The sequence below is a fragment of the uncultured Halomonas sp. genome (assembly GCF_947501415.1).
In the GTDB taxonomy this organism is placed as follows: domain Bacteria; phylum Pseudomonadota; class Gammaproteobacteria; order Pseudomonadales; family Halomonadaceae; genus Halomonas.
Map to the genome: position 1 here is coordinate 190,042 of NZ_CANMVL010000009.1, position 15,135 is coordinate 205,176.

Sequence of the window (15,135 nt, forward strand, 5' to 3'; positions counted from 1 at the left end):
TATAACGGTATAAACCTCCAGTATCCCACGCCTGCTATGCAGATAACGAGGCGAGGCACGCTCTATGCGCGACCGACCGGTTCGGGGGCGATGGCCGCCACGATGGCCTCGCGCTCGTTTACATCGCGAGCGTCGACAGTCTGCACGGCAAGGCGAGAGGCGTCACGCGCGCGCACGCGCTCGACCACGCGGCTGGTCTCCTCGTCGGAATAGCCAAGAGCGCGCAACGATAGCGCGCCCATGGACAGGGCCGAGTGCAGCGTTTCGCGCATGATCGCGCCGATAGGCAAACCCTCGCCCGCGAGCCTGACCGCATGAATTCGGTCATGGGCACGCACGACCAGAGACGCATTCGGGTACCGGCGGGGGATGACTTTGACGATTTGAAGAGTCGTATCCGGATCATCGGTGGCGACCACGATGGCTTTCACTTGCGCGGCCCCAGCCGCGTGCAGGACCTCAGGCCGCGTGCCATCACCAAAATGCACGCGGGCGCCAAAACGCTTGGCCTCACGGATGCGGTCGGCGTCATGGTCCAGTAATGTGACCGCGATACCCTCCGCGATCAGCGGCTGGGCGACAAGCTGACCCACCCGGCCAAAACCGATGACCAGCGCCGAACCCTCGGCATCGGCATAATCTTCGTCGATTGTCTCGCGCACCCTCTTTCCCATGATCATGTGGTAGGCGCGGTTGGATTGCGACGAGAGGGCCATCGATAGGGTGACGATTACTGTTACCAGGGAGGAGATGTCGCCCGGCAATATCAACGCGGAGCTTGCGGCGGCAAAAAGGACGAAGCCGAATTCGCCGTGCTGTCCCATCGTGAGGGCGATGCGCAGCGCGATGGGATGTGGCGTCCCGAAAGCGCGATTGACCGCGTAGACTCCGATACCCTTCAACGCGACGGTCACCGGAACGGCGAGCACGATCACCAGCCAGTTTTCCGCTACGGCCCCGAGATCGAGCGACAGGCCCACGGCGACGAAGAACAGCCCCATGAAGAGCCCCCGAAACGGTTCGATATTCGCCTCGACCTCGTGGCGGTAGGAGGACTCGGCCAGCATCACGCCGGCAATGAAGGCTCCCATGGCGTAGGACAGACCCGCGGACGCCATGATCAGTGCAGCGAATACCACCACGCCGAGCGCCGCGGCTGTCATTAGCTCGGGCGTGCGGGTACGCGCGATGACGCGGAACATCGGGTCCAGCGCATAACGCCCGATGACGACCAGCAGCGCGATGGCGCCGAGCCCCAGGGCAACCGACCTCGCATTGTCCGCCAGTGAGGCATCTCCCCCGGAAGGGGCCAGAAGCGTAACCAGCAACAGTAACGGCACGATGGCCAGATCCTCGAAGAGCAGTATCCCGATGGTTGTCTGCCCGAAGGCCGAGTTGCGCTCGCCGCTTTCGTCGATTCCGCGCATCACCAGCGCGGTGGACGACAGCGCGAGCCCCAGCCCGACGATGAGCGCGGCACGCCAGTCGAGGCCGAAGAGCAGCGCGGGAATGATCAGCATTGCCGCGCAGACAAGCACTTGCGCCAGACCGCGGCCAACGATCGTGCCACGCATCTCCCACAGCCGCGCCGGACGGAACTCCAGTCCGATCACAAACAGGAAAAGGACTATCCCGAACTCGGCGAAATGCAGCAGTTCCCCGGGATTGCGGGTGAACGAAATCGACATCCCTCCCCCCGCGACGACGCCTGCAGCGAGATACCCGATCACCGTGCCCAGCCCCAGCGCGCGCGACAGGGGCACGAACACGCAGGCAAGTGCGATAAGCCCCAGTGCTGCGAGGAACCCAAGCTCCAGGCCGACAAGGCCGAGTATGTTCTCACCCTCGGCCGGGGCGGCGGCGAAAGCGGGCGAGCCGGCCGCCATTGCGAGCGCAAGAAGAGTAGCCAGGGCAAGGCGAAAGCTTACGGATAACTGCCCCCGCCCACGGCGCGCATGACCTCGCACGCTTTTTTGGGCGGGAGAATGCCCCCTTCCCCTTCCCCGTGTACGGTCTTGCATCCTAGCGCGAGCGGTCACGTCGGCGTGGAGCGTGTCGGACTCGCTCTTGAGCGGCAGTGTTTTCATGGGACTATCTTTCATCTGAGCCAGAAATCGCTCTCGACGGGTGACCTTCTTCGTGTTCTGGTGATCTGCCTGGGCGAACGAGATCTGCTTCATCGGATGGCTCTGTCAGCAGGTGATGGACAGATAAGATTCTAACCCGCCGGTAGCGCTCTGGCGCAGCTCCGGTGGGATTTATGCTGCGCATCCCTAAAGCTCGCCAAGCGCCAGCTGACGCTCCTTGAGATCATTCAGCCGGTCGCGCAGACGCGCGGCCTCCTCGAACTCGAGGTTCTGAGCGGCCTCGAACATCGCGTCCTCCACTCGGGTCAGTTCACGCAGCAACTCCTGGGGCGATAGTTCGGCGGGATCATAGACGGCGGCCGGCTCGGCAACCTTGCGCTCACCGCGACGCCCCTTGCCCTTCTTGCCGGGAGTCTGGGCCGCCTCGAGAATATCCGCCACCGAGCGGGTCACCGTCTGGGGCGTGATGCCGTGCTCCTCGTTGAATGCGATCTGCTTGGCACGTCGACGCTCTGTCTCCTCCATGGCACGACGCATGGAGTCGGTGACCCGGTCGGCGTAGAGAATGGCGCGACCATTGGCGTTGCGGGCCGCCCGCCCGATGGTCTGGATCAGCGACCGCTCGTTACGCAGGAAGCCCTCCTTGTCGGCATCCAGGATGGCCACCAGGGAGACCTCGGGAATATCCAGGCCCTCCCGCAACAGGTTGATACCGACCAGCACGTCGAACTTGCCAAGGCGCAGATCGCGAATGATCTCCACCCGCTCCACGGTATCGATGTCCGAATGCAGGTAACGCACACGCACTCCATGTTCATCCAGATACTCGGTGAGATCTTCGGCCATTCGCTTGGTCAGGGTCGTGACCAGCACCCTCTCGCCGGCGGCAGCACGCTGCTGGATCTCGGAAAGCAGATCATCCACCTGGGTGGTGGCCGGCCGCACCTCAAGTTCGGGGTCGAGCAGGCCGGTAGGGCGCACCACCTGCTCCACGACGCTACCTGCATGCTCGGCCTCGTAGGGGCCCGGCGTCGCCGACACAAAGATGGTCTGGGGGCAGATTGCCTCCCACTCCTCGAACTTCATGGGGCGGTTATCGAGGGCGGAGGGCAGGCGAAAGCCGTACTCCACCAGGGTCTCCTTGCGCGAGCGGTCGCCCTTGTACATGCCCCCGACCTGGGGAACGCTGACGTGACTCTCGTCGATCAGCAGCAAGGAGTCATCGGGCAGATAGTCGAAGAAGGTGGGCGGCGGCTCCCCGGGATTGCGGCCCGAAAGGTAGCGGGAGTAGTTCTCGATACCATTGCAGTAGCCGAGCTCCAGCATCATCTCGATATCGTACAGGGTACGCTGCTCCAGGCGCTGGGCCTCCACCAGCCGCTCATGCTGTCTCAGCCACTCGAGACGCTCGGCGAGCTCGGCCTTGATCCGGTCGATGGCACCCAGAATGGTCTCTCTCGGTGTCACATAATGGGACTTGGGATAGATGGTCATGCGCGGCAGCTGGGCGCGCACCTCGCCGGTCAAAGGATCGAATAGCCGGATCGAATCGATCTCGTCGTCGAACAGCTCGACGCGCACCGCCTCATCCTCGGCATCCGCCGGGAAAATATCGATGACATCGCCGCGTACCCGATAGGTACCGCGCTTGAAGTCGAGGTCGTTGCGCGTGTACTGCAGTTCGGCCAGACGACGCAGGAACTTGCGCTGATCGATCAGCTCGCCTCGAGTGAAGTGCAGGCGCATCTTGAGATACTGATCGGGGTCGCCCAGGCCGTAGATGGCCGACACCGAGACCACGATCAGTGCATCGCGACGCTCGAGCAGAGCCTTGGTGGCGGAAAGCCGCATCTGCTCGATATGGTCATTGATCGAGGCATCCTTCTCGATAAAGGTGTCCGAGGATGGCACATAGGCCTCGGGCTGATAGTAGTCGTAATAGGAGACGAAGTACTCCACGGCGTTGTCCGGAAAGAACGCCTTGAATTCGCCATAGAGCTGGGCCGCCAGGGTCTTGTTGGGCGCCATGACGATGGTCGGGCGCTGCAGGCGCTCGACGACATTGGCCATGGTGAAGGTCTTGCCGGAGCCCGTGACCCCAAGCAGGGTCTGATGGGCCAACCCTGCCTCCAGCCCACCCACCAGAGCATCGATGGCCGCCGGCTGGTCGCCGGCGGGTTGAAACTTCGAGGCGAGGCGAAACGGCTTGCTCATGGTCTCTCCGGGTTGGTTCGGCGCATTTCGCAGCCGGCGCTCGGGGATGGCCCCGAATCAGGCCGGGGTCACGGCGCGGGTGCTCACTTCCACGGTGGAGCTGGTCATCAGCCGATGAATGGGGCACTTGTGGCTGATCTCCTCGAGTCGAGCGATCTGCTCTGGGTCGCTGATGCCATGAAACTGCATCTCGACATCGAGCCGATAGGTGCCATGACGCTCCTCGCTGTCATCACGATGCACCTTGACGCTGATCGCATCCAGTGGCCATGCCTTGCGCCGAGCGTACATCAACGAGGTTATCGCCTTGCAGGCACCCAGTGACAGGTCGAAGTAGTCATGAGGATCGGGAGCCGTCTCCTCGCCGCCATAGGCCTGCGGCACATCGACGAACAGCTCCTCGAAGCCATCGAGTTCGACTCTCTGTCGAAAGATGTGGTTGCGTACGCTCTGAATCTCAATGGTCTTCTTCATGCACACTGCTCCCTACTTACTTGACCTGGATGGGAAGCCCGAGCGATTCGACCGCCCTGATCAGCACCTCGCGCCGGGCGCGCCCCTCCACCTCGGCACCATGACGCCCCACCTCGGCGCTTTCAACGCCGTCGAGCATCATCAGCGCGGTAGTGATGCGGTTGACCTGATCGGCGTCGGTGACGCCCTCAAAGCTCAGCGATTGATGGGCCATGACATGACTCCCGGATTGCCTGGCGTGAATAATGCGGGGATTCTAGCATGAGCCACCCCGGGCAGCAGCGGTTGCAATGTCGCCCCCCTGCCCACATGTATTGGTGTATCCCGATATTCCCCTGACACGATGAGGCCCCCATGCACGACTGGATTTCCGAGTTGGGCGCAGAGTCGCTCACCGACGACCGTATCAGCTTCGATACTCAGAACCCCGCACGCCAGGCTCTGGATGGTACGGTGGTAACACCGCTCGTGCAGTTCGGTGTGCTAGACGTGAAGGGCGCCGACGCAGAGAAGTTCCTGCAGGGTCAGGCGAGCACTCAGCTTACCCTGGTCGACGGCCACTTCGCACCACTGACCATGTTCTGTACCCCCAAGGGGCGCATGCTGGCCAACGCCCAGTTGCTGCGCGTGGCAGAAGAGCACTACCGACTGATAATGCATCGTGATCTGGTCGACTCCCTGGCGGAACATCTGCGCAAGTTTGCCGTCTTCTACAAGGTCGAGTTGGCCACCCGGCAGGATCTCGCCCTGATTGGCCTGATCGGCCAGGAGGCCGGCGCGCTGGCCGAGGTACGCCTGGGGGTTGCCCCTCCGCCCCACTGGCACCAGGCCGGCGATGCCGAGACTCAGCTACTGGCGCATCCAGGGCCCCGCCAAAGACTACTGGCTCTGCTGCCCGCGGATCGCGCTGCCGATATCTGGCGCCGGCTGTCCGACCAGGCCACGCCGGTGGGCAATGCGGTCTGGTGCCTGCACGACATCCAGGCGGGCCTGGCCTGGCTAACCGCCCAGCATCGCGACGCCCTGCTGCCCCAGATGATCAACTGGGAAGCGCTGGGCGGCATAAGCTTCAAGAAGGGCTGCTATACCGGACAGGAAGTGGTGGCGCGTGCCCACTTCCGCGGGCAGGTCAAGCGCCGGACGATGCGCGGCCAACTCGAGGGAGCGGTTTTGCCCGAGATCGGCTGCCCGGTAGTGGATAGCCGCGAGAAGTCGGTGGGCGAGGTGCTCGCCGCGGAGTGTGACGCCTATGGTCAGGCCGAAGTGCTGGTGGTGATGAGCACCAAGGAGGACATGGGCCCGCTGAGTGTGGCGGGACAGAAGCTGAAGCTGCTGAAACTCCCCTACCCCGTCGAACGCCTGGACCCGGAAACCCTGGCCACCTTATAACCGAAACAGGCGGCGGGCATTGGCGGTGCTGTTCGCCGCGACGCATTCCGGCGACTGGCTGCGCAGCGCCGCCACCGCACGACACACCTGATCGACGGCGGCCGGCTCGTTACGCTGTCCCTGATGGCCGGCCAGGGGCATATCGGGGCTGTCGGTCTCCAGCACATAGCCGTCATCGGGAAGCGACCCGACCGCCCGGCGCAGACGCCTGGCCCGTTCGAAGGTGACTGCTCCCCCAAGCCCCACAACGAATCCCAGCTCGAGAAATCGGCTCGCCTGTTCGGGGGAGCCGGCGAAGGCGTGGATCAGCCCACCGACTGGAAGCGCCAGCTGGCGAAGCCGCTTGGCTACCTTGTCGTTTGCCTGCACGCAGTGGATCACCACCGGCAGCTTCCTCGACTTGGCCAGCCTGAGCTGAGCATCGAACAGCTTCCACTGGGCCTCGAGAGTCTCGGGAAAGCGGGCATCGATGCCGCACTCCCCTATCGCCACCACCTGAGGATTGTCATCCAACGCCTGGGCCAGGGCATCGAGGTCCGCGTCACGGTGAGACTCCATGAAGTAGGGATGCAACCCCAGGCAGACGCTGACATCGTCACGCCCGCCCAGCGCCAGCACCGCGTCCCAGCATGCCCGGGTGGTGCCGGCGACCACGAAATGCCCTACCCCCGCGGACCTCGCCCGCTCGAACACGGCCTCGCGGTCGGCGTCGAAGGCGGGGAAGTCGAGATGGCAATGAGCGTCGATAAGCATAGCAACTTCCTTTTCCAGTAACTCTGGTGACTCCTTGGGCGATTCATCCCGTGTCGAGTTGCTACGCGACCGTTGCCTCACTTCGACACAGGCTCACACAAGATGATGCAAACCGAGTGGATACATTTCATCACCTTTTACTAACATCAATGGGTGGGAAAAACCCTTTAAACGTACTACGTTGGACATGAGCTGATGAATAGGAGGAGGTCTGCGGTATTAATTGAGGTCAAACTCCGGACCCATGAAAAGCTCGAGATGACTGCTGTCGACAAGGCCGCACAACATGCATTTTCTCGTATTAAGGGGTGTACACCATCTCGATATGAGATGCATGGAACGCAACATACCTAGATGGAGAAACGGCATGAAGCATATTGTACATACCACTGCACTCATGATGTTCCTTGCTCTATGTTCAGGTACCGCACTTGCTGCCGATCATCAAAAGGAGGGCATGGACGAGATGGCTCCTCACAGCGGGGTGGATTCGGCTAACGACGCCGGCGATGGAACCGCCAGCGGCACAGACTCCATGAAGCTATCGGAGGGAGAAGTCACTCCGGATAGCGGCGTGGATTCCGCCAACGACCCCGAAGACGGCACCGGCAACAGCAACGACTCGAAGGTGTTGCCGGAAGGTACAACCGCTCCCAATAGCGGTGTGGACTCCGCCAACGATCCGGAAGACTGATCTGGAGTGACCCCGATTGACCTTTCATACGACTGGTCTTCCATGCAACTCTTCCATACAACTCTTCCACACAACACCGCCGACCCGGCCCCGGGTCGGCGGTGTCATTTATTACCGCGGACTCACGTTTGCTCCTAGTGCTCTCGAGTCGCCTGGAAGCGGATCTCGGGCCAGCGCTCCTGGGTCATCTGCAGATTGACTCGGGTGGGAGCGATATAGGTCAGGTAACCACCGCCGTCGATGGCCAGATTGGCACTGGCCTTGCGCTTGAACTCCTCGAGCTTCTTTGCATCGTCACAGTAGACCCAGCGCGCGGTATTGACGTTCACCCCTTCGTAGACGCAGTCGACCTTGTACTCCTCCTTGAGGCGATGGGCGACCACATCGAACTGCAGGGTACCCACGGCACCGAGAATCAGATTATTGTTATCCAGCGGCATGAACACCTGGGTCGCCCCCTCTTCTGAGAGCTGCTGCAGGCCCTTCTGCAGCGCCTTCATCTTCAGCGGGTCCTTCAGTTGCACACGCTTGAACAGCTCCGGGGCAAAATGAGGAATGCCGGTGAAACGCATATCCTCACCCTGGGTGAAGGTGTCACCGATCTGGATGGTGCCGTGGTTGTGCAGACCGATGATGTCACCCGGCCAGGCCTCCTCCACCTGAGCACGGTCAGAGGCCATGAAGGTCAGTGCGTCGGCAATCTTGACGTCCTTGCCGATGCGTACATGGCGCATCTTCATGTTCTTATCGTACTTACCAGAACAGACGCGCAGGAAGGCGATGCGGTCGCGGTGCTTGGGATCCATATTGGCCTGAATCTTGAACACGAAACCGGTAAAGCGGTCGTCGTCGGCCTCCACGATGCGCGTGTCAGTTTCACGGGGCTGGGGAGGCGGCGCATATTCGACGAAGCCATCGAGCATCTCGCGTACGCCGAAGTTCCCCATGGCGGTACCGAAGTACACCGGCGACAATTCGCCGCGGCGATAGGCCTCCAGATCGAACTCATGGGAGGCGCCACGCACCAGCTCCACCTCCATACGCAACTCCTCGGCCTGCTCCTCGCCGAGCATCTCATCCACTTCGGGGTTGTCGAGCCCCTCGATCCGCTTGTCGTCGGGAATCCGGTTGCCCTGGCCCTGGGTGTAGAGATGGATCGTATCGTTGTAGAGGTGGTAGACCCCCTTGAAGTGGCGGCCCATGCCGATGGGCCAGGTCATCGGCGCACACTGGATGTTGAGCACCGTCTCGACCTCGTCCATCACCTCGATGGGGTCGCGAATATCGCGGTCCATCTTGTTGATGAAGGTGAGAATCGGCGTGGTACGCAGGCGACACACCTCCATCAGCTTGATGGTTCGCTCCTCGACGCCCTTGGCGCCGTCGATCACCATCAGCGCCGAATCCACCGCGGTCAGGGTGCGGTAGGTGTCCTCGGAAAAGTCCTCGTGGCCTGGCGTATCGAGCAGGTTGACGATGCGCCCCCCATAGGGGAACTGCATCACCGAGGTGGTCACCGAGATGCCACGCTCCTGCTCCATCTTCATCCAGTCGGAGGTCGCGTGACGGTCGTTGCGCTTGCTTTTCACCGAACCGGCCATCTGGATGGCATTTCCAAACAGCAGCATCTTCTCGGTGATGGTGGTCTTACCCGCATCCGGGTGACTAATAATGGCGAACGTGCGTCGCAACTCGGTTTCACGGGCCTGATTGGGATTGGGCATTACGTCTCGTCGCAGATTGATCCCACCTCCGCTCGTGCCGAGCGCAGGGAGGATGGCGTTATGTGAGGCTAGTCGCGGAATTGTACCGGCATGACGTGACCGCTGCCACGTCGTGGCCTGCCGCGACCCGCTATAGTGAAGATGACAGCACGTCACGACCATCCAGGCGGCTCGACCATGCATCAGGACCCCTTGTTCAGTGACGCTTATCAACCCCGTGAGATTGCCCACCGGGTGACCCACATGGGGGTGACCAAGGCTCGGGCCAATGCCTTGACCCTGCTTATCCTGGCGGTGCTGGCAGGAGCCTTCATCTCGCTAGGCGCCCTGTTCTTCGCCGTGGTAATTACCGGAAGCGAGCTGGGGTTCGGTGTCACTCGACTGCTCGGCGGGCTGGCCTTCTGTCTGGGGCTGGTACTGGTGGTGATCGCCGGCGCTGAGCTGTTCACCGGAAACAACCTGCTCGCCATGGCCTGGGCCAGCGGTGAAATCCGCGGAAGCGAACTACTGCGTAACTGGTGGCTCGTCTACGTTGGCAACGTGATCGGCTGCCTGGGCACGGTACTCCTGGCAGTATGGGCCGACCTGGCGAGCCTTGGCGGGGGCGATCTAGGGGAAACCCTGGGCAGAATCGCCCTGGCTAAAACCGAGCTCTCCCCCCTCGCTGCCTTTGCCCGAGGCATTCTGTGCAACGTGCTGGTCTGCCTGGCGGTATGGCTGGCGATGGGGGGCCATACCGTCACCGACAAATTCTTGAGCATTTTGCTGCCGGTCAGTGCGTTCGTGGCGCTGGGCTTCGAGCATTCGGTCGCCAACTGGTTCTTCCTGCCGATGGGCCTCTGGTTGGCACCCGAGGCGGTATCCCTGGGCGGTGCGGCCGTTAACCTTGCGGTGGTTACCGTCGGCAATATCCTAGGTGGCAGCCTGCTGGTCGCCGGAGTCTACTGGCTGGCCTATCTGCGCCGCGGGAGTGACAGCGCGTGAGCTCAAAACAGCATCGACGCCTAATCGGGTATCATCGTGGCCAGTCCACTCCGGAGCGTCCATGCAACCTGCCCAGCCTCTCCCACTCTCCACCCCCAACCGTAACCTGGTACGCCTGACCATCGTACGCGGCATCACCTGGACGGGGTTTCTGGCGGCCATCATCTTCGGCGTCGAGGTGCTCGGCTTCGAGCTCGCGGTCACGGCGGTGATCAGCGTGATACTGGTGATGGCATTGATCAACCTGGCGACCTGGTGGCGCCTGGGGCGTCATCGCGATGTTACCGACGGTGAATACCTGTTTCACCTTCTCGCCGATGTTGGCGGACTGACGTTACTGTTCTACTTCACCGGCGGTGCCAGCAATCCGTTCATCACCTATTACCTGGTGCCGGTCACCATTGCCGCCGCCACACTGCCCTGGCGCTGTGCCTGGATCATCGCCGCCACTTCGATGCTGGGCTACAGCGCCCTGCTGGCCTTCTATCATCCCGTCCCGCAGCTTGGAGGGGGGCACGGCTCCAGTGGGGAGCTGAATCTTCATGTGCTGGGCATGTGGCTCAACTTCGCCCTGTCGGCGGGACTGGTGACCTTCTTCATCTACCGGATGGCCCATGCGTTGCGCCGCAGAGAGCAGGCCCTGTCTCGCACTCGTGAGGCTGCGCTGCGCAATGAACAGGTGATCGCCTTGGCCACTCAGGCCGCCGGCACCGCCCATGAGCTGGGCACGCCTCTCTCTACCATGGCGGTGTTGCTTTCCGAAATGCGAGAGGAGGCGGAAGCAGACGACCACCCCAGACTGCAGCAGGATATCGAGCTGCTGCGCCAGCAGGTGGATACTTGCAAGTCACGACTCCAGCAGCTGGTTGAGAGTGCCGACCGACGCCGCATGGGCAAGCCACAGATTACCGACGCCGAGGTGTGGCTGGGTGGCGTGGTCCAGCGCTGGCTGGTGCTGCGCCCCGACGTCAGCCACCAGATGAGCGTGGCGGAGCACCGCAGCCGCCCCATGCTGGCCGTCGACACGACGCTCGAGCAGGCGCTGATCAACCTGCTCAACAACGCCGCCGATGCTAACCCCGACGATATTGCGGTCAGCCTCGACTGGGATGACGATGAGGTGATCATCGACATTCGCGATCACGGCCCCGGGGTCGCCCTCTCCATCGCCGACCAGCTGGGCGAAACCTTTGTCTCCACCAAGAGCAAGGGAATGGGCATCGGTCTGTTCCTGACCCATGCCACCATCAACCGTTTTGGCGGCGGTGTCAGCCTCTATAATCACCCGGAGGGCGGCACCCTGACCGAGGTCATGCTGCCACGCGCGGCAGGCACCGAATGAATTCACCTACCATCCGAGCGAGAACCCCATGCAAGACACGCCCCAACGCCTGCTGATCATCGACGATGACGAGATGTTCTGTCATGTGCTTGACCGTGCCATGACCCGACGCGGTTACGAGGTGGTGGTTGCCCGAGACGCCCAGGAGGCTCTGTCCCTGGCACGACAGCACCGCCCTGCACTGGCCACGCTGGATCTCAAGCTGGAGCACGAGTCCGGGCTCAAGTTGCTCCCGGAACTGCTGGAAGTGGTGCCGGAGTGCCGAATCGTGATCCTCACCGGCTACTCCAGCATTGCCACGGCCGTGGAGGCGATCAAGCTGGGGGCGGTCAACTACCTGTGCAAACCGGCCGATGCCGATGAGGTGCTGGCCGCCTTCGATAAGGATGATGGCGACCCGCAGATCGAAGTGGCCGACCAGCCCCCCTCCATCAACCGCATCGCCTGGGAGCATATCCAGAAGGTACTCCAGGAACACGACGGCAATATCTCCGCCACCGCCCGGGCGCTTGGCATGCATCGGCGCACCCTGCAGCGCAAGCTGCAGAAGCGGCCGGTGCGACGATAAGCCGTAAGCTGGAAGCTGGAAGCTGGAAGCTGGAAGCTGGAAGCTGGAAGCTAAAACGCAGCATGAAATCTCAATCGCCTGGGTCAAGGCCTTTCTTCCAGCTTAAGCCCGCGAAGCGCGGCGTTCTTCCAGCTACGGGCGAAGCCCGTTTATTGAGCCGTCCACCCCAGATCGATATTCCAGCTGGCACCGGTCACGGCACCGGCCGAGTCGGACGCCAGATAGGCCACCAGTTCGGCTACCTCGGCGGGCTCGATCAGCCGCTTGACGGCGGCATTCTTGAGCATGATCTGTTCGATCACCTCCTGCTCCTGCATCCCGTGAAGCTTCGCCTGGTCGGCGATCTGATTGTCGACCAGCGGGGTCTTCACATAGGCGGGACAGATGGCATTGGCGGTAATCCCCTGGCTCCCCCCCTCCAGGGCGGCGGTCTTGGTCAGGCCGATCATGCCGTGCTTGGCGCTGATATAGGCCGACTTGCCCGGCGATGCCACCTGGGCGTGTACCGAGGCGATATTGATGATGCGCCCCCAGCCATTCTCGCGCATGGAGGGCCAAACGGCCTGGCTCAGCATGAAGGGGGCCGTCAGCATCAGGTCGATGATCTGACGCCACTTCGCCTCGGGGAACTCCTCGATCGGCGAGACGTGCTGAACGCCGGCATTGTTGACCAGGATATCCACGCGGCCGAAGCGCTTGATCGCCTCGGCGACGGCGGCCCGACAGGCATCCCCATCGGTCAGGTCTGCCTGGAAGAAGCTCGCGCCCGCCTCTTCGGCCACCTCTCGACCCGCGGGGTTGAAGTCCACCGCCAGTACCTGGTGGCCCAGGCCACAGAAATGACGGACCACCGCTTCACCAATACCGCTACTGGTACCGGTGACGAGAGCGACGCGGGGGGTGACGGACACAGACATGGGCAACTCCTTGCTCGAACGATGTATGGGGGTTGGGGTTAGCGGCTCTTCAGGAGCCACCAGCACAAGAACCATCAGCATAAGGGGATACGGGCAGGCCGCGCCACCCTCTGGCGACCTGCCGTCACGCTTCAGGTTCCGGCGGCGTCTGCGTTCTCTCATCACCGGCCATGACACGTTCCATCAACCGCTGGGCGAGACGGCTGGCGTCCTGACGAGAGGTCACATCGCTCAGATCATCGAGCAGCACCAGGCGCCAGCAGGCGACCTCATCGCCCAGCGCGATCGCCTCCATGGGATAACGACCCGAGGGCAATGTCAGCGTGCAGCGCTCACCCGCGACGGGCCCGGGGCCATCCGCTCGTTCAGGCAGCATCACCAGCCATAGCGAGACCGGCGTGACCAGGGCTCCGACCAGCTGCTCGCCATGCTCGGGGAGGCGGTAGCACTGGAAGCAGAGGGCATCCGCGGCCAGCAGTGGGTTGAACTGGGGCAGTGACTTCGACTCGCGCAGATGACTGGCGGTCCAGGCCTCGGCGAGTCGCCGCAGGCGCTGATACTGTTCGGGCGTCAGGGCATGCATGGGGCTCTCCATGTCGATAATCGACGCCAGTATAGGCACAGGGGCCCATCGGGCCCAACCAGGCGTCGGCGCGGGGCCGATGGAATTGCTAGGCTAACGTCATCCCGATAGCCACCCACTCACGCCGAGGTAATCCACCATGACCGACAACGAGCGCCTGCAGCACGCCCTGGAGATCGCCAGGGAGGCGGGTGATATGATCCGCAAGGCACGTCATGACCGGGATTTCAGCCAGTCATACAAGGCTGGCGAGGAGCTGGTGACCGATATCGACGTGGCGGTGGATCGCCATATAAGGGATCGCCTGGAATCCACCTTCCCCGGGGAGGCCCGTCTCAGCGAGGAGCTCTCCCCCGACCGCAGCGAACTGGCGGCCGAGGGAGCGCTATGGGTCGTCGACCCCATCGATGGCACCGTCAACTTCGCCCACGGACTTGCCCATGTGGCCGTCTCCATCGCCTGGCTGGAAGATGGTGCGCTTCGTGTCGGTGTTGTGCATGCTCCCTTCCTGGGCGAGACCTTCACCGCCATCCATGGCGAGGGGGCCTGGTGCAACGCTCGACCGATCCACGCCAGCCGCCGCAGGGAGTTGAGCCGCAGCCTGGTTGCCACCGGCTTCCCCTATCGGCGTGATAGCCGGCCACCGCTGATGCGCCGGCTGGCCGCTGTATTGGAGCAGTGCCAGGATGTGCGTCGCAACGGCTCAGCGGCACTCGACCTATGTGATGTGGCCTGCGGTCGGCTGGATGCCTACTACGAGAGTGTCTCGCCCTGGGACTTCGCGGCGGGCTGGTTGATCGCCAGGGAGGCGGGTGCCCGGGTCGGTCATCTCTACCCCTGCCCCGAGGGTATTCCGGAAGCCCTGTATGGCGAGAACCTGCTCGTCTCGAGCCCCGGCATCCACGCCGAGCTGGGCGATCTGCTGCGGCGTGCAGATGCCGGTGAGCTGAACGGGTCTTGAATATGGGCCATAACGAGATACGGCGCTTTGTCATGGCCAACCTCAATACTTCCCCATAGCCGCTCTCAATGACTCGGCTTGCCGGTACCTATTGGCCAGGGCCCCATCAATCATCGACAATGGTGGCCTGTTTCATTCATGTTCGCGCTGAACGCGCCGAGGAGTTTCGATGTTCGTGACCATCTATGGCCGCCCAGGCTGCCCCTTCTGCGTCTTTGCCAAGGATCTGGCCCAGCGTCTCGAGGCGCGCGATGCCATAGACGGCTATCGCTATGTCGATATGCCTTCCGAAGGACTGACCAAGGCCGACCTTAGCGTCAAGGTGGGCCAGACCGTACATACCGTGCCTCAGGTGTTCCTCGACGACACGCCAATCGGCGGCTTCTCCGAATTCGATCAATACGTGCGTGAGCACCGACTACTGGCTGCCGCCGCAACCCATTGA

Annotated in this window: 15 protein-coding genes; 7 read left to right on the top strand and 8 right to left on the bottom strand. The window is 62.5% G+C overall.

The features are described 5' to 3' along the window. Positions 1-62: 62 nt before the first annotated feature. The 4 genes from Q0894_RS06990 to Q0894_RS07005 form a co-directional block, all read right to left on the bottom strand. Positions 63-2,180: a cation:proton antiporter gene (locus Q0894_RS06990; RefSeq protein ID WP_299232842.1), complete on the bottom strand. Its 2,118-nt coding sequence runs from the start codon at positions 2,178-2,180 to the stop codon at positions 63-65. A 93-nt stretch (positions 2,181-2,273) separates the two neighbouring features. Continuing rightward, a complete protein-coding gene (uvrB, locus tag Q0894_RS06995; protein WP_299232845.1) occupies positions 2,274-4,301 on the bottom strand; it encodes an excinuclease ABC subunit UvrB in 2,028 nt (675 codons plus the stop codon). 57 nt (positions 4,302-4,358) lie between these two features. Continuing rightward, entirely contained in the window at positions 4,359-4,775 is a 417-nt protein-coding gene (locus Q0894_RS07000) for an OsmC family protein (protein WP_299232847.1), read from the bottom strand. A gap of 16 nt (positions 4,776-4,791) precedes the next feature. Continuing rightward, a complete protein-coding gene (locus Q0894_RS07005; protein WP_299232850.1) occupies positions 4,792-4,989 on the bottom strand; it encodes a hypothetical protein in 198 nt (65 codons plus the stop codon). A gap of 140 nt (positions 4,990-5,129) precedes the next feature. On the opposite strand from Q0894_RS07005, the gene Q0894_RS07010 reads away from it, so the two are divergent. Further along, positions 5,130-6,164, top strand: coding sequence for a folate-binding protein (locus tag Q0894_RS07010; RefSeq protein WP_299232853.1), 1,035 nt, complete (start codon positions 5,130-5,132; stop codon positions 6,162-6,164). Here Q0894_RS07010 and Q0894_RS07015 read toward each other — a convergent pair. Next, complete coding sequence (locus Q0894_RS07015) at positions 6,159-6,917, bottom strand: TatD family hydrolase (RefSeq protein ID WP_299232855.1); 759 nt, start codon at positions 6,915-6,917, stop codon at positions 6,159-6,161. The two genes, Q0894_RS07010 and Q0894_RS07015, sit on opposite strands and share 6 nt — an antisense overlap. Positions 6,918-7,284: 367 nt before the next feature. Here Q0894_RS07015 and Q0894_RS07020 point away from each other — a divergent pair, with 367 nt between their 5' ends. Next, complete coding sequence (locus tag Q0894_RS07020; RefSeq protein ID WP_299232858.1) at positions 7,285-7,611, top strand: hypothetical protein; 327 nt, start codon at positions 7,285-7,287, stop codon at positions 7,609-7,611. Between the two features lie 134 nt (positions 7,612-7,745). Here Q0894_RS07020 and Q0894_RS07025 read toward each other — a convergent pair whose 3' ends face one another. Beyond that, positions 7,746-9,335: a peptide chain release factor 3 gene (locus Q0894_RS07025; protein ID WP_299232861.1), complete on the bottom strand. Its 1,590-nt coding sequence runs from the start codon at positions 9,333-9,335 to the stop codon at positions 7,746-7,748. A gap of 177 nt (positions 9,336-9,512) precedes the next feature. Here Q0894_RS07025 and Q0894_RS07030 point away from each other — a divergent pair, with 177 nt between their 5' ends. The 3 genes from Q0894_RS07030 to Q0894_RS07040 all read left to right on the top strand — a co-directional run bounded on the left by Q0894_RS07030 (position 9,513) and on the right by Q0894_RS07040 (position 12,229). Beyond that, positions 9,513-10,319, top strand: a complete 807-nt coding sequence (locus Q0894_RS07030) for a formate/nitrite transporter family protein (protein ID WP_299232864.1) — start codon at positions 9,513-9,515, stop codon at positions 10,317-10,319. A gap of 61 nt (positions 10,320-10,380) precedes the next feature. Beyond that, entirely contained in the window at positions 10,381-11,661 is a 1,281-nt protein-coding gene (locus Q0894_RS07035; RefSeq protein ID WP_299232867.1) for an ATP-binding protein, read from the top strand. A gap of 28 nt (positions 11,662-11,689) precedes the next feature. After that, positions 11,690-12,229, top strand: a complete 540-nt coding sequence (locus Q0894_RS07040; protein ID WP_299232870.1) for a response regulator transcription factor — start codon at positions 11,690-11,692, stop codon at positions 12,227-12,229. 149 nt (positions 12,230-12,378) lie between these two features. Here the strand turns inward: Q0894_RS07040 and Q0894_RS07045 are convergent, their stop codons facing one another. Both Q0894_RS07045 and hybE read right to left on the bottom strand, forming a co-directional pair. Then, positions 12,379-13,146, bottom strand: coding sequence for a 3-hydroxybutyrate dehydrogenase (locus tag Q0894_RS07045; RefSeq protein WP_299232873.1), 768 nt, complete (start codon positions 13,144-13,146; stop codon positions 12,379-12,381). 124 nt (positions 13,147-13,270) lie between these two features. Next, entirely contained in the window at positions 13,271-13,729 is a 459-nt protein-coding gene (gene hybE / locus Q0894_RS07050; RefSeq protein ID WP_299232876.1) for a [NiFe]-hydrogenase assembly chaperone HybE, read from the bottom strand. A gap of 139 nt (positions 13,730-13,868) precedes the next feature. On the opposite strand from hybE, the gene Q0894_RS07055 reads away from it, so the two are divergent. Together Q0894_RS07055 and Q0894_RS07060 are read left to right on the top strand one after the other, a co-directional pair. Then, positions 13,869-14,690: an inositol monophosphatase family protein gene (locus tag Q0894_RS07055; RefSeq protein WP_299232879.1), complete on the top strand. Its 822-nt coding sequence runs from the start codon at positions 13,869-13,871 to the stop codon at positions 14,688-14,690. A 169-nt stretch (positions 14,691-14,859) separates the two neighbouring features. After that, the gene (locus Q0894_RS07060) at positions 14,860-15,135 is read left to right on the top strand and encodes a GrxA family glutaredoxin (protein WP_299232882.1); all 276 of its coding nucleotides are present in this window, start codon (positions 14,860-14,862) and stop codon (positions 15,133-15,135) included.